Annotated in this window: 22 protein-coding genes; 10 read left to right on the top strand and 12 right to left on the bottom strand. The window is 72.2% G+C overall.

Annotation, left to right across the window (positions count from 1 at the left end; genetic code table 11):
• Positions 1 to 91: 91 nt before the first annotated feature.
• From ACFVTH_RS11915 to ACFVTH_RS11925, 3 genes are all read right to left on the bottom strand, one after another.
• A complete protein-coding gene (locus tag ACFVTH_RS11915; RefSeq protein WP_387090897.1) occupies positions 92 to 574 on the bottom strand; it encodes a hypothetical protein in 483 nt (160 codons plus the stop codon).
• Positions 575 to 635: 61 nt separating this feature from the next.
• A complete protein-coding gene (locus ACFVTH_RS11920; protein ID WP_387090900.1) occupies positions 636 to 1412 on the bottom strand; it encodes a PspA/IM30 family protein in 777 nt (258 codons plus the stop codon).
• A complete protein-coding gene (locus ACFVTH_RS11925) occupies positions 1409 to 2065 on the bottom strand; it encodes a hypothetical protein (RefSeq protein ID WP_387090901.1) in 657 nt (218 codons plus the stop codon). The genes ACFVTH_RS11920 and ACFVTH_RS11925 overlap by 4 nt, the downstream gene beginning before the upstream one ends.
• Positions 2066 to 2352: 287 nt before the next feature.
• On the opposite strand from ACFVTH_RS11925, the gene ACFVTH_RS11930 reads away from it, so the two are divergent.
• Together ACFVTH_RS11930 and ACFVTH_RS11935 are read left to right on the top strand one after the other, a co-directional pair.
• On the top strand, positions 2353 to 2934 hold the full coding sequence (locus tag ACFVTH_RS11930) for a TetR/AcrR family transcriptional regulator (protein WP_387090903.1): 582 nt from the start codon (positions 2353 to 2355) through the stop codon (positions 2932 to 2934).
• Between the two features lie 176 nt (positions 2935 to 3110).
• Positions 3111 to 4541, top strand: coding sequence for an MFS transporter (locus tag ACFVTH_RS11935; protein ID WP_387090905.1), 1431 nt, complete (start codon positions 3111 to 3113; stop codon positions 4539 to 4541).
• A 26-nt stretch (positions 4542 to 4567) separates the two neighbouring features.
• Here the strand turns inward: ACFVTH_RS11935 and ACFVTH_RS11940 are convergent, their stop codons facing one another.
• Positions 4568 to 5074, bottom strand: coding sequence for an ASCH domain-containing protein (locus ACFVTH_RS11940; RefSeq protein ID WP_387090907.1), 507 nt, complete (start codon positions 5072 to 5074; stop codon positions 4568 to 4570).
• A gap of 51 nt (positions 5075 to 5125) precedes the next feature.
• On the opposite strand from ACFVTH_RS11940, the gene ACFVTH_RS11945 reads away from it, so the two are divergent.
• The gene (locus ACFVTH_RS11945; protein ID WP_387090909.1) at positions 5126 to 5845 is read left to right on the top strand and encodes an SGNH/GDSL hydrolase family protein; all 720 of its coding nucleotides are present in this window, start codon (positions 5126 to 5128) and stop codon (positions 5843 to 5845) included.
• An 11-nt stretch (positions 5846 to 5856) separates the two neighbouring features.
• On the opposite strand, the gene ACFVTH_RS11950 is transcribed toward ACFVTH_RS11945, so the two are convergent.
• From ACFVTH_RS11950 to ACFVTH_RS11965, 4 genes are all read right to left on the bottom strand, one after another.
• Entirely contained in the window at positions 5857 to 6267 is a 411-nt protein-coding gene (locus ACFVTH_RS11950; RefSeq protein WP_387090911.1) for a hypothetical protein, read from the bottom strand.
• Between the two features lie 59 nt (positions 6268 to 6326).
• Complete coding sequence (locus tag ACFVTH_RS11955; protein WP_387091855.1) at positions 6327 to 7115, bottom strand: aminoglycoside adenylyltransferase domain-containing protein; 789 nt, start codon at positions 7113 to 7115, stop codon at positions 6327 to 6329.
• A gap of 28 nt (positions 7116 to 7143) precedes the next feature.
• Positions 7144 to 7932, bottom strand: a complete 789-nt coding sequence (locus ACFVTH_RS11960) for a hypothetical protein (RefSeq protein WP_387090914.1) — start codon at positions 7930 to 7932, stop codon at positions 7144 to 7146.
• Between the two features lie 208 nt (positions 7933 to 8140).
• Positions 8141 to 8860 carry a hypothetical protein gene (locus tag ACFVTH_RS11965; protein WP_387090915.1) on the bottom strand — a complete coding sequence of 240 codons (720 nt, stop codon included), beginning with the start codon at positions 8858 to 8860 and terminating at the stop codon, positions 8141 to 8143.
• A 175-nt stretch (positions 8861 to 9035) separates the two neighbouring features.
• On the opposite strand from ACFVTH_RS11965, the gene ACFVTH_RS11970 reads away from it, so the two are divergent.
• The gene (locus ACFVTH_RS11970) at positions 9036 to 9206 is read left to right on the top strand and encodes a hypothetical protein (RefSeq protein WP_387090918.1); all 171 of its coding nucleotides are present in this window, start codon (positions 9036 to 9038) and stop codon (positions 9204 to 9206) included.
• On the opposite strand, the gene ACFVTH_RS11975 is transcribed toward ACFVTH_RS11970, so the two are convergent.
• Positions 9203 to 10123, bottom strand: a complete 921-nt coding sequence (locus tag ACFVTH_RS11975) for an EamA family transporter (protein WP_387090921.1) — start codon at positions 10121 to 10123, stop codon at positions 9203 to 9205. The two genes, ACFVTH_RS11970 and ACFVTH_RS11975, sit on opposite strands and share 4 nt — an antisense overlap.
• Positions 10124 to 10195: 72 nt before the next feature.
• On the opposite strand from ACFVTH_RS11975, the gene ACFVTH_RS11980 reads away from it, so the two are divergent.
• The gene (locus tag ACFVTH_RS11980) at positions 10196 to 11140 is read left to right on the top strand and encodes a LysR family transcriptional regulator (protein WP_387090923.1); all 945 of its coding nucleotides are present in this window, start codon (positions 10196 to 10198) and stop codon (positions 11138 to 11140) included.
• A 52-nt stretch (positions 11141 to 11192) separates the two neighbouring features.
• On the opposite strand, the gene ACFVTH_RS11985 is transcribed toward ACFVTH_RS11980, so the two are convergent.
• Positions 11193 to 11933 (bottom strand): alpha/beta fold hydrolase, encoded by a 741-nt coding sequence (locus ACFVTH_RS11985; RefSeq protein WP_387090926.1) that lies wholly within the window; start codon positions 11931 to 11933, stop codon positions 11193 to 11195.
• Positions 11934 to 12006: 73 nt separating this feature from the next.
• Here ACFVTH_RS11985 and ACFVTH_RS11990 point away from each other — a divergent pair, with 73 nt between their 5' ends.
• Positions 12007 to 12705: a helix-turn-helix transcriptional regulator gene (locus ACFVTH_RS11990; protein WP_387090928.1), complete on the top strand. Its 699-nt coding sequence runs from the start codon at positions 12007 to 12009 to the stop codon at positions 12703 to 12705.
• 72 nt (positions 12706 to 12777) lie between these two features.
• On the opposite strand, the gene ACFVTH_RS11995 is transcribed toward ACFVTH_RS11990, so the two are convergent.
• On the bottom strand, positions 12778 to 13368 hold the full coding sequence (locus ACFVTH_RS11995) for a hypothetical protein (RefSeq protein ID WP_387090930.1): 591 nt from the start codon (positions 13366 to 13368) through the stop codon (positions 12778 to 12780).
• A 69-nt stretch (positions 13369 to 13437) separates the two neighbouring features.
• Here ACFVTH_RS11995 and ACFVTH_RS12000 point away from each other — a divergent pair, with 69 nt between their 5' ends.
• The 4 genes from ACFVTH_RS12000 to ACFVTH_RS12015 all read left to right on the top strand — a co-directional run bounded on the left by ACFVTH_RS12000 (position 13438) and on the right by ACFVTH_RS12015 (position 19142).
• The gene (locus ACFVTH_RS12000; RefSeq protein ID WP_387090932.1) at positions 13438 to 16215 is read left to right on the top strand and encodes an AAA family ATPase; all 2778 of its coding nucleotides are present in this window, start codon (positions 13438 to 13440) and stop codon (positions 16213 to 16215) included.
• Positions 16216 to 16322: 107 nt separating this feature from the next.
• Positions 16323 to 17147, top strand: a complete 825-nt coding sequence (locus ACFVTH_RS12005) for an alpha/beta fold hydrolase (RefSeq protein WP_387090934.1) — start codon at positions 16323 to 16325, stop codon at positions 17145 to 17147.
• A gap of 103 nt (positions 17148 to 17250) precedes the next feature.
• Positions 17251 to 18150 carry an alpha/beta hydrolase gene (locus ACFVTH_RS12010; RefSeq protein ID WP_387090936.1) on the top strand — a complete coding sequence of 300 codons (900 nt, stop codon included), beginning with the start codon at positions 17251 to 17253 and terminating at the stop codon, positions 18148 to 18150.
• A 164-nt stretch (positions 18151 to 18314) separates the two neighbouring features.
• Positions 18315 to 19142, top strand: a complete 828-nt coding sequence (locus ACFVTH_RS12015; RefSeq protein ID WP_387090939.1) for an MBL fold metallo-hydrolase — start codon at positions 18315 to 18317, stop codon at positions 19140 to 19142.
• Between the two features lie 204 nt (positions 19143 to 19346).
• On the opposite strand, the gene ACFVTH_RS12020 is transcribed toward ACFVTH_RS12015, so the two are convergent.
• Positions 19347 to 20783: a DUF222 domain-containing protein gene (locus ACFVTH_RS12020; RefSeq protein ID WP_387090942.1), complete on the bottom strand. Its 1437-nt coding sequence runs from the start codon at positions 20781 to 20783 to the stop codon at positions 19347 to 19349.
• Positions 20784 to 20992: the final 209 nt, after the last annotated feature.

Genomic DNA, 20992 nt, shown 5'->3' on the forward strand with positions numbered 1-20992 from the left:
CTCCACCGGGAATCGGTGGTGAAGCAGCGTCGCAGAGCACTTCTGCCCGCGGAACCCACTCGCGCGCGCGAGCCGTCGGGAAGCCCGCCGTCTACCGGATGACGTCGATCTCCACGAAGCCGAACGTGAACGGGATCGAGAACGGCTCACCCGGGCTCGGCGGGTCGAGCGGGATGGCGAGGAACGAGACCATCGTGAGCGCCGCCCAGGCGAACGTGCCCGCGATGATCACGATGACCACACGGTCGATGACCTTCAGGGCGGATGCCTCGGTCCGCCCCGTGCGCAGCACGAGCGTCAGCGCGACGATGACCGTCACCGCGATCGCGGTGTACACGATCGGGCTCGGGTGCAGGGTGAGGTTCACGCACGTCGGGGCGGCGTCGGCGGGATCGCCCTGCGTGGCGATGCTGCCGCCGCCCAGGCAGCCGCCCTTCGTGGCTGTGCCGAACATCGAGTAGAGCAGACCTGCGCCCAGCGCGACGAAGATCATCCGGCGGATGCGCCGGATGATCGTCGCACCGGGCAGGGTCGAGAACGGCGCGGCGTGCGGGCGGTCGAGCGTTGCGGGCATCGGGACTCCAGTCACGTCGGCGTACTGGCATCGTGGCAGTCGGATGCGCCGCTCCGCTACCTCACGGCGTCGTCGGCGCCTGCCCGATGCTCAGCCACTCGTCGGGCCCTTCGCGATGCTGCTGCGTGCGGGTCGCGCCCGGGTCATCCCCCTTCATGGCCTGCAGCTGCCGCTCGACCTCGGCCTTCGCCGAGAGCGTCGCGAGCTGCCGCTCGATGTCGGCGTCGGGCGCCGCGGTGAGGTCCTTGAGGGCGCCGCTGGCGAGCAGCTCGTCGGTCGCGGCGGCCCGGGCCTGCATCTGCGTGACGCGGTCGCGTGCGCGGTCGAGGCTGGCACCGACGTCGTTGATGCTCGACCCGATGCCGGCGACGGCCTCGTTCGCCTTCACCTGCGCCTCGGAGGCGGTGTAGGTCGCCTTGATCGTCTCCTTCTCGACGCGGAACGCGGCGACCTGCTCGGAGAGCTGGCGCTCTCGCTGCTGCAGCTGCGCGGTCTGCTGCTGCATCGAGGCGTACTGGTCCTGCAGCTTGGCGACCTGCGACTCGAGCAGCGCGCGGCGCTCGAGGGCGGCGCGCGCGAGGTCCTCGCGGCCCTGCGCCATCGCCTCGCGGGCCTGCTCGCCGAGCCGCTGGTACCGGGTGCCCATCTCCTGCCCCTGCAGGTCGACGCGCTTCTTCGCCGTCGCGACCTCGGCGACCGCCTGGCGCACCTGCTGCAGCAGCTTCACCTGCTGCTCGTAGCTGTCGTCGAGCGTTTCGCGCGGGTCCTCCATCTTGTCGAGCGCCTTCTTCGTCTTGCTGCGGAAGATGGTGCGGACGCGCGAGGTGTTGTCGCTCATGGTCGGGTCTCCTTCAGGTCGTACGTCGGACTGGGGCGGCGCGCGGCGCTCGCGGATCGGGCGGGAGCCCGGGTCGAGGGTCGTGCCGGCGCGACGTATTCGTCGCGGCGGTTGAGGCGCTGCAGCTCCTGCACCCCGGCGGCGAGTGCGGCGACCTCCCGCTCCATCTCGGAATGGAGGATGCCGAGCGTGTCGTCGGTGGAGCCGGCGAGGCCGGTCGACACCGCCGCGCGCAGGCGGCGGACGAGCGCGGTCACCTGGTCGACGCGGTCCTCGGCCGCGGGCAGCTCGCCCGCGAACACCGGCCGATCGATCTCGCTCTCGAGCAGCCGCAGCTGCAGGTCCAGCGCGTCGCCCTCGGCCTTGATGCGCGCGAACAGCCGAGGGAGTTCGCCGTGCGCGCCTCCGCTCTGCGCGGCGAGGTCGATCGCGGCCTGCCCGCTGTCGAGCGCCTCGGCCAGTCGCACGCGGAGCGCGAGCACCTTGCGTCGCGGGCCCCGGCTGAACCCGGCCCTGGTGCGCAGCGCCGTCGTCGCGACCGCACGGTTGCGGCGGATGCGTCGGTAGACCGCGCGCACCACGAGCACGACCGTGGTGATCGAGACGATGACGAAGACCAGGAATGCGATGACTATGCCGAGCAGCACCTCCATGGCGCCCACCTCCTGCCGGCGCGCCCGAGGGCGTCGAGCGCGATGTGCCGTTGTCCGTGATTCAGGTTCATGTGTCCGCCTTCGTCGAGCCGAGACGTGGCCCCCTCGCCACGCCTGAAACGCGATATAACGCAATCTACGCTTGCTCAGGCCGAAGCCCTAGCGCTCCCTGCGAATTCGGAGCGAAGCGACCCGGGGGAGGGCGGCGCCGCCCGGGCTCGAGAAGTACCCGCCCTATCATGGACAGCACCGTACGAGATCGTGATCGTCCGCGAAGAGGAGTCACCTTGGCCGCTCCCGCCACGCCAGCCAAGCGCGCGGATGCCCGCCGCAACATCGAGGCGATCCTCGATGCCGCGACCCGGCTGCTCGCGACGAACCCCGATGCGAGCGTGCAGGACATCGCCAAGGCCGCCGGGGTCGGCCGGGTGACGCTGTACGGGCACTTCGACTCCCGGACGGCCCTCGTCGCCCAAGTCGCGACGCGCGCCATCGACGAGACCGAGCTCGCGCTGCGCGAGCTCGACATCGACGGCGACCCGCGGGCGGCGCTCGCACGCCTGCTCGAGGCGAGCTGGTACCTCACGCACCGGTTCGGCGGCATCGTGATCGCGGCCGGGCAGGCGCTGCCGGCCGAGCAGATGCAACGCGCGCACGAGGGCCCCGCCCAGCGGGTGCGCGCGCTGCTCGAGCGCGGTCGGCATCAGGGCGTGTTCCGGGCCGATATGCCGGTCGAGTGGCAGATCATCACCATCCAGGCGGTGCTGCATGCCGCCTCGGGTGCGGTGCACCGTGAGGAGCTCGCCGTCGCCGATGCGCCGCGCCTCGTGGTCGAGACGGCGCTCGCCGTCGTGGCCGCGCAGGGCTGAGGCGCTCCGCGTTCGAGCCGCACGGCCCGAGGCGCCCGCCCGGCGTCGCGAGCGGGGCCGCGGAGCCCTCGATGCGCCCGCACAGGCGGTCGTCCATCTCACCGTTGTCGAACACGTGTGTTCATGTTATCGTGCGAACTCGTACACAAGAGTTCGACTTGAGATGAGGGCGGCACATGTCCGAGCAACGACCGAACACCGACACCGGCAACACCCCGCAGCCGTACCAGCGGCGATGGCGCATGCTCGCGCTGCTCGGCATCGCGCAGCTCATGCTCATCGTCGACGTCACGGTGGTGGCGCTCGCCCTGCCGCAGATGGGCGTCGAGCTCGAACTCAGCCGCGGCGAGCTCACCTGGGTGGTGAGCATCTACGCGCTCATGTTCGGCGGCCTGATGCTGCTGGGTGGCAAGGCGGCCGACGTCTTCGGCGCACGTCGCATCGTGCTGGCGGGCCTCGCGGTCTTCACCGTCGCCTCGCTGCTCACCGGCTTCGCCGCCGACCCGACGACGCTGCTCATCGGTCGGGCGTTCCAGGGCGTCGGGGCGGCCGCGATGTCGCCCGCGGCGCTCTCGACGATCGCCCGCACCTTCCAGGGCGCCGAGCTCGCGAAGGCGCTCGGCGTCTGGTCGGCCCTGGGTGGCGCCGGTGCCGCGATCGGCGTGCTGCTCGGCGGCCTGCTGACGTCGGGGCCGGGCTGGTCGTGGGTGTTCTGGGTGAACGTGCCCGTGGGCGTGCTGCTGCTCATCGCGCTCGCGCGCATCCTGCCGCGCCTCCAGGGCTCGGGCGGGCGCCTCGACGTCGTCGGCGCCGTGCTCGCGACGCTCGCGACGGCGAGCGTGATCTTCGCGCTGGTGAACGCGGGCGACGCCGGCTGGCTCAGCCTCGCCGTGCTCCTGCCGCTCCTCGGCGGAGCCGTCGGCTACACGCTCTTCGCCTGGCGCCAGCGCACCGCTCGCAGCCCGCTGCTCGACCTGGGCATGCTCGCGCGACGACCGGTCGCCTCGGGCCTCGGGCTCATCTTCATCGCCACCGCGCTCATGATCGCCGTCTTCTTCCTCGGCTCGTTCACGTTCCAGCAGGTGCACGGGTTCTCGGCGCTCGACACCGGGCTCGTCTTCATTCCCGTCGCGCTCGGCACCATCGGCGGCGCCCAGTTCGGCGCCCGCGCGCTCGGGCGCTTCGGCGCGCGCACGACCGCCGTCGTCGGCCTGCTCATCGCCGCGCTCGGCATGGCGGCGGCCGCGGGCATCGCGAGCATGACGGTGCTCGTGATCGCGATGACCGTCGCGGCGCTCGGCATCGGCGCGACGTTCGTCGCGTCGTCGACCAGCCTGTTCTCGGCGGTCGCCCCGCACGAGGCCGGCATCGGATCGGGTGTGCTCAGCACGTTCCACGAGTTCGGCGCCGCCACCGGCGTCTCGGCCGTGTCGAGCATCGCGGCGGCGGCCCTCGTGGGCGACGCGATCACCGCCTTCGACGGCGGCTACTGGTTCGGCGCCGTCGTCGCGGCGGTCGCCGCGCTGCTCGCCATCGTCGTCATGCCCGGTCGCGCGGCCCCGTCGACGCGCACGCAGCCGGGGGGCGAACGCGCCGCCGAGGCGTGACGCATGCGGTGAGCACGCCTCCGGCGCTACGCCGAGCGGCCGTCGGCGACCTCGGGCGGCCACACCACCCTGAAGCGCTCGAAGACGACCTCGTGCTGCTCGGTCCACTCGAGTCCGATCGCCGCCGCGGTGCGCCGCCAGTAGCGGGAGTGGTTCTCGCGCCACGACTCGAGCGAGCGGTCGTCCTCGCCCTCGTCGTCGGCGAAGGCGGCGTCGACGCTCGTGAACGGGCCGACGCGCAGCTCGGTGCTGCGCAGCACGACGCGGGGCGCGCCGGTCGAGTCGCAGGCGATCCAGTGGCTGCCGACGCGGGGGAGCGCCTGCTCCTCGGCCGCGAACTCGGCGACGAGGGTCGCGGTCGCGCGCTTCGTGCCGTCGAGCACGAGTCCCAGCAGCTCGTCGGTGAGCTCGGGGTGATCGCCGAACCGCTCGACCGAGGGCGGCTCGGCGTCGGTCGCGATCGCCGGATGCGCGGCGCGGTACTCGGCCCACATCGCGAGGGCGGCGTCGTGGTCGATCGGGGCGTTCGGCATGAGGCCAGTCTGACAGTGCTTCGAGAGTCGCGTGATTCGTAGACTCGCAGCATGGGTGCCGTCGTCGATCGCACGCCGCGCCGCCCCGCAGGGCGGGCGTTCGCGATCGTCGTGGCGATGCTCGGCGGCGTCGCGCTCGCCGCATGCACGCCGTCGAGCGGTTCGGGGCCGCCGGGTGCCACCGGCCCGGGCGAGGCATCCCCGTCGACCGACCCGACCGCGCCGAGCGCCGCGACGACGAGCTTCGCCGTCGTCGGCGACTCGATCACCGATGCGAACAGCCCCGACCTGCCGCGAGGCGAGCTCGGCAGCGAGTCGTGGGTGACGTACGCCGTCGAGGCAGGCCTCGAGTTCGCCGGGGGATGGGCCGAGTGGGGCGCAACGACCGCGTTCATGGCCGACTCGGTCGGCGCGGTCGACGCCGACGTGCTCGTGGTGCTCGCGGGCACGAACGACCTCGCGTTCGGGGTTCCGTTCGACGCGTCGACGGCGAACCTCGACCGCATCGTCGAGCGGGTCGGCATCGACGAGGTGGTCGTCTCGTCGATTCCGCCGGCCGACGCGTTTCCCGCGGCGTCGGTCGAGTACAACGAACGGCTCGAGGCGCTCGCCGACGATCGCGGCTGGCGGTTCACGGATGCCTCGGCCGACCTCCGCACGGTCGACGGGAGGTTCGCCGACGGCATGTCGTACGACGGGCTGCACCCCTCGGAGCAGGGCGCCCGTGCGCTCGGCGAGGCGATCGCGGCGGAGCTGCTCGCCGGCGGCTGAGCGTCAGCGGGTCACGCGCTCCCGTCGCGGGGCCGCGTGCCGTCGACGAGCAGGCGGATGCCGAAGCGCGCCGCCATGAGCACGACGATCAGCAGCGTGACCGAGAAGAACCCGCCGAGCTGCACGGCATCGCCGAAGAGCAGGTCGGTGAGCCACAGGATGAGGAACTTGCTGCCCCCGCCGAGCACCATCAGCAGCGCGGTGTTCATCGCCTTGCGGGCGGGGGTTCGCGCCGACCGCACCCGGTCGATGATGCGCGACTTGAGCCAGGCGATGACCTCGAGTGCGAGCTTGAACAGCACCGCGGTGAGCAGCGAGACGAGGAACGACTCGGTGATGACCGCCGGGAAGAACTGCGTGAATAGCCCCAGCACGACGAGATAGACGAAGACGTCGACGAGGTCGACGGCACGTAGGCGCACGGAGGGCTCCTCGCTCGGCGGTCCGATGCGTCGAGGCCCGATGCAGCGGTGCTCGCAGGTTACACCGGGGGCGCTGCCGCGAGCGCCCGCGCCTGTGCCGCGAGCGCGTGCGAGAGCGCCGTGACCTCCTCGGCGAGGCCGGTCCAGTCGTCGTCGGCCTCGCCGCGATAGCCGGAACGGGCGCGTTCGAGGAGGGCCCGGTCGCCCGGCGCCAGCGTCTCGGCCACCGCTGCGGCCGCGACATCCTTGGGCACGATCTCGCCCGTGCGCAGGGTCGTCACGATGCGGGCGAACGCGAGCAGCGTGTTGCGCTCGTCGCCCACGATCTCGCCGAGGATGTCGTCGATGCTCGCGAGCATCGCCTCGCGCAGTTCGCCGGGGGCGACCGGGTCGACGACCTCGTCGAGCGGATGCCCCCGCAGCACACGGTGCGCGGTGTGCGCGGTCGCCAGCAGGATCGGCACGTCGGGGTCGAGCGTCGTCTGCGGCGTCTGCCCGGCCTGGATGTCGGCGCGCAGCCACTCGCCGTACTGGAAGTCGTGCGCGGCGGGATCGGGCCACCGGCGGTGCTCGTCGACGACGACGCACGTCAGCTCGAGCGGGCGGCCCGCGGCGCCGTCGGAGAACTCGAGCGGGTGCGACGATCCGCTCGAGGCGTCGAGCAGCACGTGCGTCAGCGCCATGCGCTCGCCGGGGGTGAGCGAGCGTCGCGTCAGCACGAGCACGTCGAGGTCGCTGTCGGGGCGGAGCCCGCCCGAGGTCGCCGAGCCGTACAGGTAGACGCCGACGATCTCGCCGGGATCGGCCCGGTCGAGATGGTCGAGGACGGGTGCGAGCTGCTCCTCCATGCGGGTCACGCGAGCACGCCGCGCGCGGTCACGCGGCCGGCTTCAGCACGGTGAGCACGTACGTGTCGGGATCTGGGCAGGCCTCCCGCAACGCGGCATCCATCTCCTGGTCCATGAACCGCTCGTCGTCACCGACGGAAGGGAACCAGACGAAGCCCGGATACGTGTCGACCCAGACCTCGCGCCCGGGCGGCTCGGGCACCTCGATGCCGTTCGCGGCGAGGCACGGGGCGTAGAACTCGGTGAGGTAGTCGTAGATCCACCCGAGCTCGGCGTCGTTCGGGCCTGGGCTCGTGATCTTCGTCGGATGCGCGGTGTCGCACGTGTACGCCGCGATGAGCTCGGCCTCGCTGCCGCTGCCCGACCAGCCGATCGAGTCGGGCGGCCCGTCGGTGTTGCCCGCGCTTCGACCCTCGTCGACCTGCAGGCCGCCCGCCTCGTAGCATTCGCGGAAGACCTCGACCCGGTTCTCGTCGGTCACGTAGCCCGCGAAGGCATCTGCGGGGCGCACCGCGTCGGGGTAGCTTGCGAGCACCGCCTGCCATCGCGCATCGGCGTCCTCGAGGCGCTTCGCCTCCGACTGCGCCTCGGTGAGCGGCGGATCGGACTCGGGGTACGGCGCCCAGTCGGGCATCTCGATGCTCACGACCGACGCCGGGCCCGTCGGCTCGACCGCGTCGGCGTCGCCGGCCGCGGACGGCGCGGCGCACCCGGTCAGCACGACGAGGGATGCCGCGGCCAGCGCGAGGCCGAAGCCGGCTGCCGTGCGCCGGCCACCGGCCGTGCGGAGTGATGTGCTGATCGCGTCGTCGCGCATGCGTCCCCTTGTTCGTCGTCGAAGCGGTGAGCACCATCATGCTCGCCCGGGCGCCGCCCGCGTCGCTGTCACGACGTGCACGCGCGGTGCTCCGCTCAATGGATATGTCCGGTGCGCGGCAGCAGGTTCCGGATCCGTCTGCGACGTCGGGGCATCCGGCGGGATGTCTCGGCGTCGCGCCGACTCGGTCGCGGTGACCCCTCGGGGCTCAGACGTGTCCGATGCCGAAGTTCCACGGCGCGAAGACGCGATTGGAGGCCCCCTGCCACTCCCACGTGTTCACGGCGACCGAGTACGCGTTCTCGACGTCGTGGCCTGCCTGCTGCGGCCCGATGGGCTCACCGGTCTCGACGCGCACCTGGTCGTAGCCGTTGTCGAGCCACGGCTCGCCGAGCTCGGCCGCGAGCGCCTCGGCGTCACCGCCGGGCTGGAAGCCGTCGACCGTGCGGACGACGACGCCGTCGCCGAGCGTCGGGGCACCGAAGTTCACGCTCACGTTCATGTCGATCGGCCCGTAGCCGCCGAAGCCGTTGTCGGAGATCTCCTCCTCGTGGTCGTCGCTGAGGATGACGCCGGGCCATGTGTAGTCGGTGCGCGGCGGCGTCTCCATGCTGGCGGGGTGCTCGGCCTGCTCGGGCTCTGCGCCCGCGATCGTCGAGAGCGCCGCGACGAACTCGGCCGCCTCGGCGTCGTACGACAGCGAGTGGACGACGGCACCGGAGGCGTCCACGAACTCGAGCTGCTCGGGTCGCACCACGATCGCGGCCGTGGTGGTGATCGGGTCGACCGGCACGGCCTCGGCAGAGGGTGTCGGCTCGGCGGACGGCGCGGTCTCCGGGGGCGCCGTCGGCGCCCCGAAGCAGCCGGTGAGCGCGAGGACGACGGTGAGTGCTGCTGCGGCGGAAGCGCTGCGGAGTACCTCGCTCATTGAGACCCCGATTCTCGACTGGATGAGGCGTTGGCTCAGTGTACGAGCGAGGTGCCGGTGCGTCGCCAGAGGTGCCGGTGACGATTTCACAACGAAGCAGGCGAGCCGATCATCGCGGGATTCTCCGTCGTATGGGGGAGGCGGCGAGCCGCCATCCGGCCGCATACTGCGAGGTATGAGCAGCACCATCTTCACGCCCGGAGCCGAGGTCGTCACCGCACGAGGTCGGGGCACGATCATCGACGTCCGCGCGACTCCTTCGGGCAAGTTCGTCTTCGGCGTCGAGGACGCCGAGGGCGAGGTGAACTACTTCACCGAGCAGGCGCTGCGGCTCGTGCAGGGCTAGCGGCCGGATGCCGCTGCGGGCTCGGGCGCCGCGGTCGGAGCGGTGCGGCGCCGCCCCGGCGCGTTCGCGATGAATACCCCGGCGACGAGCACCAGCCCGCCGACGGTCTCCCACAGGTTCGGGATCTGCCCGAGCAGCAGCGCGGCGGAGGCCATCGCCACGACCGGCGCGAGCAGCACCCACGGCACGACCGAGGCCGAGCGGTTGCGGGCGAGCAACCCGTTGAAGATCGCGTAGCCGATCAGGGTGCAGAGCCCGGCCGTGTAGAGCGTCGAGGCGATCGGGCGCCAGCCGAATGCGGCGATGCCCGCGGCGATCGCGTCGGGACCCTCGATGAGCGCTGACAGGCCGAGCGCCGGCAGCGGCACGACGAGCGACGACCACACCGTCAGCGACAGTGCACCCAAGCGCTTCGCCGGGGCGACCGGCCCCGCCTTGCGCGAGATGACGTTGCCGACCGCCCACGAGAAGGCGGCGAGCAGGCACAGCACCACGGCGAGCGCCGGTGCGTCGCCGCCGCGGCCGAACGCGACGACGCCGAGCCCGACCGTGCCGACCAGCACGCCGACGGTCTGCAGGCGGCTGGGGCGCTCGCGGAGCGCGAGCGCGGCGACGACGATCGTGAGCACGACCTGCGCCTGCAGCAGGAGGGCGGCGATGCCGGGCTGCAGCCCGAGGGCGATCGAGGTGTAGAGCAGCGCGAACTGGCCGAGGCACATGAAGAGGCCGACGCCGACGACGGTCTTCCAGCTCGCGAGTGGGCGGGGCACGACGACCACGGCGAGGGCGACGACGGCGAAGCGCACGGCGACGAAGAACAGCGGCGGGATGCCCTCCATGCCCCAGGCGATCACGACGAAGTTGAACCCCCAGAGCGTCGCCACCAGGGCCGCCAGCAGCATGTCGCGTCTCGTCATGGTTCTACTTCAGCGCGAGGCATCCGGAAACACCAGCGATCATTTGTGCGGTTGATTCGGTAGCATCCGTACATGATCGATCTCGAAGCCGTGGTCGCGCTGCGCGCGGTGGCCACGAACGGCAGCGTCGCGGCCGCGGCCGACGCGCTCGGCTTCACGCCGTCGGCGGTGTCGCAGCAGATCAAGCGCCTCGAGCGCGGCACGCGCGTCGCGCTGCTCGAACGGGCGGGCCGCGGCGTCGTGCTCACCGACGCCGGGCGACACCTCGTCACCTCGTCGGCGACCGTGCTCGCCGATCTCGAACGTCTCGAGGCCGACCTGCACCTCGCCGGCGGCGCGGCCGGGCCCGAGGGTGCAGGCCGTCGCCCGGTCACGGGCGAGGTGCGCATCGGCGCGTTCTCGACGGCGGTGCGCGGCATCCTCGTCGAGGTGCTGCCGCGGCTGCGCGCGGAGCATCCCGAACTGCGGGTGCCGACGCGCGAGAGCGAGCCGTGGGAGACCATCGCGCTCGTCGCGTCGGGGCAGCGCGACCTCGGCATCGTGCACCGCTGGGGTGCGGTGGCGCTCGCGATGCCCGATCACCTCATCGAGACGCCCCTCTTCACGGATGTCGCGGACGTGATCCTGCGGCGCGACCACCCGCTCGCCGACCGCGCCGAGCTGGAGCCCATCGATCTCGCCGACGAGCAGTGGATCGCCACGTTCGACTCGACGATCTGCCGCCAGTGGCTGCGGCGCCTGTTCGACGGCGTCTCGAACGCGCCGCGCATCGTGCACGAGTCGATGGAGTTCGAGAACCACCTCGAGCTCGTGCGCGCGGGGCTCGGGGTCGCGCTCGTGCCGCGCATGGGGCGTCCGGAGCTGCACCCGGAGCTGGTGGCGATTCCGACGGTGCGGCCGGCGTCGACGCGCGGGGTGTCGGCGGTGCACCGGCGCAGCCAGGCGGACTCGCCGGCGCTGCAGGTGGTGCTCGATGCCGTGCGCGAGGTGGCGACGCACGGCGCTGCGGCTGCGTGAGAGGAAGGGGTCAGCCCGGATACGGCTGACCCCTTCAGATCGTGCGTGCGATTCAGCCGGCTCGTGACGCCGCCGACCGAATGGCGTCGGCGAGGTCGCCGGCGCGGCTCCACATCGGCCAATGGCCTGTCGGGAGGTCGATGACGTCGAGGGTCTCGAGCTTCGCGACCTCGGCGAACATGGGGTGCCCTTCCCTCGCCATCTCCAGCACCTGTGCGCCCGAGATCGAACAGCACACGAGGGTGGTCGCGACGGCGTTGCGGGCGTCGTTCGTGAGCTCGACGGCCTGGCGAAGCACGGGCCCGGGCTCGGGCACGGCCTCGGTGCGGAAACGCTCGAGGTCCTCCGGGCTCAGGCCGTCGAGGCTCGCCTGCTGCCCGAGCACGTCGAAAGGCGGCAGGGGGAGTTCTTCCACGTCCGCTGGAAGGTCTGCGGCGAACGCGGCCCCCGTCGCCATCGGACCGGAGTCGACCCACACCACCCGGTGCACCAGTTCAGGATGCCGGTCGAGGACGAGGCTCACGGGCCCGGTCGCCCCGCTGTGGGCGACGATGACCGCGGGCTGCTCCTCGGAGACCTCGAGTCGGGCGAAGACGTCGACGATCGCGGCGGCTTGATCCTCGAGCGTCCTCGTCGCGCGCTCGGGATCGCTCGCGTCGAGACCGGGCAGCGTCAGTGCGACCGTTGGGGAGTGATCGGTTCTCAGGTGTTCGACGACGTCGTCCCACGCCCAAGCGCCCAGCCAGTGGCCGGCGATGAGGATGATGGGCGGAGTGCTGTTCACGGTTGGCATGTCTCCACCTTCGTGCACCCCCTGGACAGGTGCATGTCACTATTTATGTCATGAATCTGAAATGTGCCGAGCGGTGAAACGAGCGGAGCGACTCCACGCCCTGTCCGAGATGCTGCGCCGGAGCGGAACGAGAGGTTCCTCCGCCGAGCGGCTGGCGAGGGAGTTCGGCGTCTCCGTGCGCACGGTCAAGCGAGACCTCGACGCGCTCGAACGCGGCGGCGCGCCGATCTGGTCGCGTCCGGGGCCGGGCGGCGGCTACGGATTGGCCGTCGGCGCATCCCTGCCGCCCGTGAATCTGTCAGCAGCACAGGCGGTGGCGCTCATGGCGGCCGTGTCGGCCGCACCAGACGCTCCATACGCCGACCTGGCGGCAGCCGGGATTCAGAAGGTCCTCGACGTCCTCGATCCCCGAACCCGAGCACGAGCCGACGAGCTGGCCGGCCGAGTCTGGGTCAACACGGCGCCCTCCGCCTCGCGCGCGATCAGGTCGGCGCTGGAGGAGGCCATGGCCGAGCAGCGCGTCGTCCGCATTCGCTACACGTCGAGCAACGGAGCAACGACCACCCGCGACGTGGAGCCCGTGGTGTTCGCCTCCACGAACGGCCAGTGGTGCCTGGTCGGGTGGTGCCGCTTGCGCGACGCGATGCGGTGGTTCACCGTGTCGCGCGTCGAGCGCGCATATGTGACCAAGATGGCGTGCGGAGGTCACACCATCCACGAGATCGGAGAGCCCCCGGAAGGCGCCAGACCGGTTCACGGCCGGGGCGAGTGAGTCACTGCGTGCGACGTCTCGGTCGACAGCACGACCGTGTCAGTCCCTCGAAGCCGCAGGGCGTCCCGTGGGTCAGGCGGGATCGATCCGCAGCACCGGCGCCGATTCGCCGACGGTGAGGTCGTCGACGATGCGGATGCCACGTGCGAGGTCATCGACCGCGCCGATCACCGTGCCGAAGCGCTCGCGATCGCTGCACACGGCCGTGACGGTCACGAGGTGCGTGCCGAGATCCCACGTGTAGGTGGCGAACGGCGGGCGACCGGCCGGCGGCAGCGGCATGACGAGCTTCTCGCCCATGCCGAGATAGGTGCCGCGGAACTCCTCGGTGTCGTCGTACTCGATCGGCATCGAGGCCCGCGCGATACGGAGGTCGGGCGTCGCCGCCTGCACCTGGGCCATCACGACGAGCAGGTCGGGCTCCGCCTTCCAGACCCAGACGAGCACGCGCCCCGCCGCCTTGCGCATCAGGAACGGCACGGCCTGGCTCATCGCCCAGACGCTGAAGCCGCCGCCGCGCTTCGCAGGCTCGGCGTTCGGCCCTTTCGCCTGCGACAGCAGCATGCCGATCGCCTGCTTGCGGGCGCGGCGGCCGCGGAAACCGAGGGAGTCGGTGACGGGCACCCACTTGGTGCGATCGGGTTCTGCGTGGAGTCGGGGCACGGCTCCAGCCTACGAGGGGACGCCTGAGCGACGTGCGGATGGACGGACGCGAACTCCCTGTAGCGCACCGTGAGAGCGCTCCACTACGGTGTTCCCATCGACACGTCGCCGCCCGCGCTCCTCGGCCGTGCCGGCGAGCGTGAGCGTCTCGCCGAGCTCGTCGGTTCGGCACGCAACGGGCGCGGGTCGGCGCTCGTGATCCGCGGCGAACCGGGCATCGGCAAGACGGCGCTGCTCGACGACGTCACGCGCGAGCTCGCGGGCGTCCGCGTGGTGCGCGCGCACGGCTTCGAGGCCGAGCAGGCGATGCCCTACGCGGCGCTGCAGCGGCTCGGCGCCCCGTTCACCGAGCTCGTCGAGTCGCTGCCTCCGCGCCAGGCCACCGCCCTGCGCATCGCCGCCGGCCTCGACGACGGACCGCCGCCCGATCGCTACCTCGTCGGACTCGGCATGCTCTCGCTGCTCGCCGCGGCGGCCGAGCGGCAGCCGCTCGTGTGCGTGATCGATGACGCGCACCTCGTCGACGTCGAGTCGCTCGAGGTGCTCGCGTTCATGGGCCGCCGCCTCGAGGCCGAGTCGGTCGCGCTGCTGCTGGCGACGCGGCCCGACGAGCGGGTCGCGGTGACGGCCGCGGGCGTCGCCGTGCTCGAGCTCGACGGACTCGACGGGCCGAACGCGGTGCAACTGCTCAACCGCTCGTCGGCCGAGCCGGTCGACCCGTACCTCGCGACGAGGTTCGCCGAGGAGACCGGCGGCAATCCGCTCGCCCTCATCGACCTCGGCCGAGAGTTCACCGCCCAGCAGCTCACCGACTCGTCGCTCGCGCTCGGGCGGCCGGTGCCGATCGGGCTGCGACTCGAGTCCACCTACCTGCGCGCGGTCGAGGCGCTGCCCGCCGCGACCCGGCGCTGGCTCGGCCTCGCGGCGGCCGAGTCGACGGGGCGTGCCGAGTTCATCGACGAGGCGGCCGAACGGCTCGGCATCGGCACGGATGCCGCGGGGCCGGCCGAGCGCGCCGGGCTCGCGACCGTGCGCGAGCGGGTGCGGTTCCGGCATCCCCTCGTGCGGGCGGCCGTCTACAACGCGATGCCGTTCGCCGATCGACGCGAGGTGCACGCGATGCTGCGCGACGTCGCCGACGAGCACGGTCGGCCCGACCTCGCGGTCTGGCATGCTGCGGCCGCGGCGGCTGGGGTCGACGACGAGGTCGCGGACCGCATGGAACAGGCCGCGGATGCCGCGGGCGGACGCGGCGGCACGGCCTCCCGTGCGCGCCTGCTCGCCGGAGCGGCCGATCGCACGACGCCCGGCCCGCGACGCGACGCGCGGCTCATGGCGGCGGCCGAGGCCGCGGCGGGCGCCGGTGCCGCCCAGCTCGCACTCGAACTGCTCGACCGCATCGACCCGGCGACGGTCGACCCCATCACGGAGGGCCGTCTGCTCATGCTGCGCGCGATGCTCGCGCTCTTCGTGGCCGACGCCGACGGCGTGCTCAGTGGTACGGCGAACCTGCTTCGCGCCGCCGAGCTCTTCCACGGCCTCGCGCCTGATCTCGAGCAACGCGCGCTCGTGCGGGCGTTCGAGGTCGAGCTGACCGCCGAGTGGGCGGTCGCGGGGGCGACGCTGCCCGAGCTCGGTGAGCGGCTCGCGGCCGGCGCCGAGGCCGCAGAAGGCCCGCGGTCGATCGCGCTGCGCGGCCTCGCGGCGCACATCCTGCTGCCGTACGAGGAGGCGGTGCCGCCCATGCGCGCCGCGGTCGAGATGCTCCGCGCCTCTGACGACGCGCAGCTGCTCGACCTCGGGTACTTCGGCGTCGCGCTGACGATGGGCCTGTGGGACGAGCAGGCCTGCATCGAGCTGCTCGAGCGCACGGCGTCCGCGGCCCGCGATGCGGGCAACCTGCGGGTGCTCGACACGACCCTGTGGCTGCTCGGCGAGGTCGAGCTCGTGCGGGGCGACCCCGCGGCATCCGTGCGGTACGTCGAGGAGGTGCGCGAACTCCGCCGGGCCATCGGCTACGACGCCGAGCAGGTCGTGAACGCCGCGGTGCTCGCCTGGGCGGGAGCGCCGGTCGAGCTCGTCGAGCAGGTCGCGCTCGGCATTCTCGCGAGCGGCTTCGTCGGGGCGCACACGATCGCGATGACCGGCCTCAGCACGCGCGACCTCGCCGATGGGCGCGCCGAGTCGGCGTACGCCCGGCTCGAGCCGATGGTCGCGCGCGACTTCCTGCAGGTGACGTACCAGCAGCTGCCCGAGCTCGTCGAGGCGGGCGTGCGCAGCGGGCGTGGCGACGAGCCCGCCGTGCGCGAGGCGGCGGCCCGCCTGGCCCGGTTCGCCGAGGTGAGCGGCACCCCGTGGGTCCGGGGCGTCGCGGCACGAGCGGCGGCGCTGCTCTCGGGCGACGCCGAGGCCGAGGCCCTCTACCGCGAGGCGATCGGGCACTTCACCGAGACCGGGTCGCGCGGTGAGCTCGGTCGCGCGCACCTCGTGTACGGCGAGTGGCTGCGCCGCATGAAGCGCCGCCGCGACGCCCGCGAGCAGCTGCGGGCCGCGCTCGCGATCTTCGAACGGGTGGAGGCGCCGGCGTTCGCCGCTCGGGCCCGCCGCGAGCTCGAGGCGACCGGCGAGCACGTCGTCGCGCATGCACCGGGGGAGTCGACCGCCGACGCGCTCACCCCGCAGGAGGCGACGGTCGCCCGCCTCGCCTCGGCGGGCCGCACGAACGCCGAGATCGGAGCCGAGCTGTTCATCAGCGCGAACACGGTCGACTACCACCTGCGCAAGGTGTTCCGGAAGCTCGGCATCACCTCGCGCCGCCAGCTCGCCGAGCGCTACGCCGACGGCTGACCGCTCCCGACTACGCGCACCACGTGGTTCGGTGGCGTGGCCGCCGGCGCGAGCATGAGGCATCCGCGATTCGCACCCGCGCGAGTCGCCAGCCGAATGGAGGCGCCATGCCCTACGTCACCGCCGATGACGGCGCGCAGATCTTCTACAAGGACTGGGGGTCGGGCGGCACGCCCGTGCTGCTGAGCCATGGCTGGCCGCTCAACGCCGACGCGTGGGAGGCCGCCGCGCGCTTTCTCGCCGAGCACGGGCACCGGGCGATCGCGCACGACCGTCGCGGGCACGGGCGATCGAGCCAGACGTGGAACGGCAACGAGATGGACACCTACGCCGACGACCTCGCCTGCCTCATCGACGCCCTCGACCTCACCGAGCTCACCCTCGTGGGGCATTCGACCGGCGGCGGCGAGATCGCGCACTACGTCGGCCGGCACGGGTCGTCGCGCGTCGCCAAGCTCGTGCTCGTCTCGGCGGTGCCGCCGCTCATGCTCGCGACGGACGACAACACCGGCGGCCTGCCGATCGCGGTCTTCGACGGAATCCGTGCGGGCGAGGCATCCGATCGCTCGCAGCTGTACCGCGACCTCGCCGACGGGCCGTTCTTCGGCCACAACCGCGCGGGCGACGTCTCGCAGGGCGTGCGCGACGCGTTCTGGCTGCAGAGCATGGCGTGCGGGCACCGGGCCGCGTACGAGTGCATCGCCGCGTTCTCGGCGACCGACTTCCGGCCCGACCTGGCGAAGATCGACGTGCCCACGCTCGTGATCCACGGCGACGACGACCAGATCGTGCCCTTCGAGGTCGGCGGCGCACGCTCGGCCGAATTGATCGACGGCGCGACCCTGCTCGTCTACGAGGGCGGCGCCCACGGCCTGCCCGACACCGACCGCGACCGGCTGCACGCCGACCTGCTCGCGTTCATCGATTCCTGAATCGGGATGCCGCGGCGGCCGGTCGCGGCATCCGTCGCTGTTCGCCCGACTACTCGACCCACTCGACCCACTCGACCGCTCGACCACTCGAAAGGACCGCACCATGACCGAGACCACCGCCCCCGACACCATCGTGCTCGTGCACGGACTCTGGATGACGCCCCGCAGCTGGCGCGGCTGGAAGGAGCACTTCGAGGCGAAGGGCTTCACGGTGCTCACGCCCGGCTACCCCGGCTTCGAGATCGAGGTCGAGGCCCTGCGCGAGAACCCCGACGTGATCGCGAAGCTCACGGTTCCCGAGACGGTCGATCACCTCGCCGCGCAGATCGAGGCGCTGCCGAAGCCGCCGATCATCATGGGGCACTCGTTCGGCGGGACGCTCACGCAGCTGCTGCTCGCGCGCGGGCTCGGCGCCTCGGCGGTCGTCGTCGACTCGGCGCCGACCGAGGGGGTGCGCGTGAACCCGCTCTCGCAGGTGAAGTCGCTGTTCCCGGCGCTCAAGAACCCGGCGAACCGGTACAAGGCCGTCGGCTTCACGCCGGAGGAGTTCCACTACGCGTTCGCGAACACGCTCTCCCGTGAGGACTCCGATGCGGTGTGGCAGGAGTTCGCCATTCCGGCTCCCGCGAACTGGGTCTGGTCGTACGGGCTCATCGCGAACTTCAAGCCCGGCAAGCAGGAGACCTGGGTCGACTACGCCGCCGATCGCGCCCCGCTGCTCTTCATCGGTGGGGAGAAGGACCACATCATGCCGCCGTCGGTGAACAAGTCGAACGCGAAGCACTACGCGAAGTCGCCCGCGATCACCGAGTACGTGGAGTTCCCCGGTCGTTCGCACTGGATCTGCGCCGAGCCCGGCTGGGAAGAGGTCGCCGACAAGGCGCTCGAGTGGGCGCTCGCCCACGCGGGGACGGGTGCGGCGGCAACGTCGAGTGGGTCGGGCACGGATGCCGGGTCGACCGTGGCGGCGGGCGCGGAGCCGGCGGTAGAGTCCGCGGAATGAGGGGCCTGACGGGATGAAGGACCTGATCTCGTGAAGGGCTCGGCGGGATGAAGCACCTCGTCGCATGAAGGGCTCGCGGAATGAAGGACCTGATGGCATGGAGGGCTCCGCGGCATGAAGAGTCGGCGGCATGAAGGGCTGCGCGGCATGACGGATGTGGCTGCATGAGGCTGACGCGCATCGGGGGCCCGACCGTGCTGGTCGAGCTCGACGGATGGCGCCTGCTCGTCGACCCCACGTTCGACCCGGCGGGCCGGCACTACTCGTTCGGCTGGGGCACCGGTTCGACGAAGACGGCCGGCCCGGCGATCGGCGTCGACGAGCTCGGACCGATCGACGTCGCCCTCGTCAGCCACGACCACCATGCCGACAACCTCGACGACGCGGGTCGCGCGATGCTGCCCTCGGTCGGCGCCGTCGTGACCACGGCGAGCGGCGCCGCCCGGCTCGCGCAAGGCGGGCCCGGCCGCGCGCTGCCCGGCCGCGCGGTGCCCGCCGATCGGCTGCACGGGCTCGAGGCGGGGGAGTCGGTCACGCTGCATGGCACCCGCCCGGGGCTGCCGACGCTCGTGATCGCGGCGACGCCGTGCCGGCACGGGCCTCCGCTGACGCACCCCATCGTCGGCGACGTCATCGGGTTCGCGGTGCGCCGCCAGGGCGAAGAACGCGTTGCGCTCTGGATCACGGGCGACACAGTGCTCTTCGCCCCATTGCGCCGCGTCGCCGAGGAGCTCTCGATCGACGTCATGCTCGCCAACGTCGGCGGCGTGCGCTTCAACGCCACGGGCCCGCTGCGCTTCACGATGACCGGTCGCCAGGCGGTCGAGCTCGTCGCCATCGCCGCGCCTCGCGTCGCGACTTTCGCGCACTACGACGGCTGGTCGCACTTCGTCGACGGCGAGCAGGGGTTGCGCGACGCGCTCGATGCGTCGGCGCCGTCGGTGCACGACCGCGCGGTGTGGTTGGAGGACGGTGTGGCCGTCGAGGTGTGATCAGACGCGGACGGGCTGCCAGGACTCCCGGGTCTCGGGAGGATGAGTCGTGCCGGGTTCGGGGAGCCCGTGGCATCCAGCACACCGGATGAGCCAACCCAACGTGGCGCAACCCCCGCACGTGAGCACCGGATCGCAGTGGCCGTGGGCATAGCAGGCCCCCGCCCACGAAGAGACGGCGCCACGAACTCCACGCAGGATATGTCACGCCGCTCGCCTCTCGCGCAGCTCGAATCGCGCCCGCCCGCCGAGGCGCGGCACCCGGTCTGGGTCGATTTGCGGTGGCGGGATGAACCACACCTCGCTCGGGCTCGCGTCGATCGCCCACCCGTCGCGGTGCACGCGGTGGTGGCAGAAGCTGCAGAGCATCACCCCGTTCGAGAGGTCGGTCGGGCCGGCGTCTCGCTGCCACCAGCGGATGTGATGGGCCTCGACGTAGGAGATGTTCTGGCCGCACGAGGCGCAGCCGCCGTCGCGCTCGCCGAGGGCGAGGCGCTGCGCCTTGGTGAAGAGCCGGGCCGCCCTTCCGAGGTCGAGCGGGAGGCTCTCGCCGCCGAGCACGGCGGGGATGACCTCGGCGGCGTCGGCCATGCGGCGCACGGTCGACGCCGGGACGGGCTGGTCGAGCCCGTCGATGTTGGCGTGCCCGAGGCCGCTCACGAGCGTGTCGAGGTCGACGCGCACGACGACCGTGGTCTTCGCGAGGGGCGTGAGGGTCTGGGTGCAGCCGAGTGTGTGGCGCGCGAGCGCGGCGAGTGCGTCGGCCTGGATCTGCGGGATCGATCGGTCGTCGTCGACGACGGGCGCGTGGTCGCCGTCGCCCGGCCGACGTCGGCGCAGCGCATCGCTCACGAGCGCCTCGATCGCGGCCTTGACCGGCGCGGCGCTCTCTGGGTCGAGCCGGGCCTGCAGGTGCACCATGCCGTGCCGGTCTTCGCGCATCGTCAGCGATCGCTCGGTTCGGAGCTCGTCGTCGCGCGGTTCGACGCCGTCGGGATCGAGCCGCGCCTCGGCCTCGCGGACCCCGCGCAGCAGGGTCTCGAGCGGCACCTGCACGGCCAGCTCGACGAGCGTCGCTTCGACGACGTCGATTCGGGAGGCGTCGGCCCTCGCCCACGCCCGGTCGAGCATCGAGGTGATCGCGGATGCCGCGTCGAGACCGATCGCCGCCGTCGCGAGCGCAGCCGCCACGTGTGGATGCCTCGAGGGTGAGCGCTCGCCGCTGAAGGTCTGCCGCTCGGCGGTGGCGGCGCCAACGGCGATCAGCCGTTGCGCGTCGGTGCGCGACGCCCCGGTGGATGCCGCGATGAGCCGGGTCGGATTGTGGAAGCCCTGCGCCTTCGCGAGCCCGGTCTCGCCGAACTCGGGCCCCGAACGTCGCGCGACCTCTGCGGCGACGCGGGCGAGCACGGCGTCGATGTCGCGCCGCGTCTTCGCGAGGGCGTCGGTGACCCGGATGAGACCCGGGTCGCTCATCTGTTCGAGGTCGAACTGCGCCGAGCCGAAGCTCGCGCCCCACGCCGGCATCGCGCCGGCCCACGCCTCACGGAGACCCGCCACCTCGCGCTCGAGGGCGGCCAGCGCGTGCAGCGCGGCCTGCGCCGCCGGTGCGGCCTGCCCGAGTGGCGAGGTTTCTTCCATGCCTTCATCCTGCACGCACCCACTGACATTCAGTCGCGCCGAAAATCAGCCATGATCTGCTGTTTTGCCTGTGGATGAATCGCGCAGAGCGAGACCTGTGGAGGAGAAGTCGTGCGCCGTGGCATCCGTCATTCGGCGTTGCGCGCCGATTGCCGGGTGGGAGCGTCGCTCGGACTCCGAGCCTGGTCAGGACCGGCATCCGCCCGTGT

This window comes from Agromyces sp. NPDC058104 (assembly GCF_042884835.1).
GTDB lineage: Bacteria > Actinomycetota > Actinomycetes > Actinomycetales > Microbacteriaceae > Agromyces.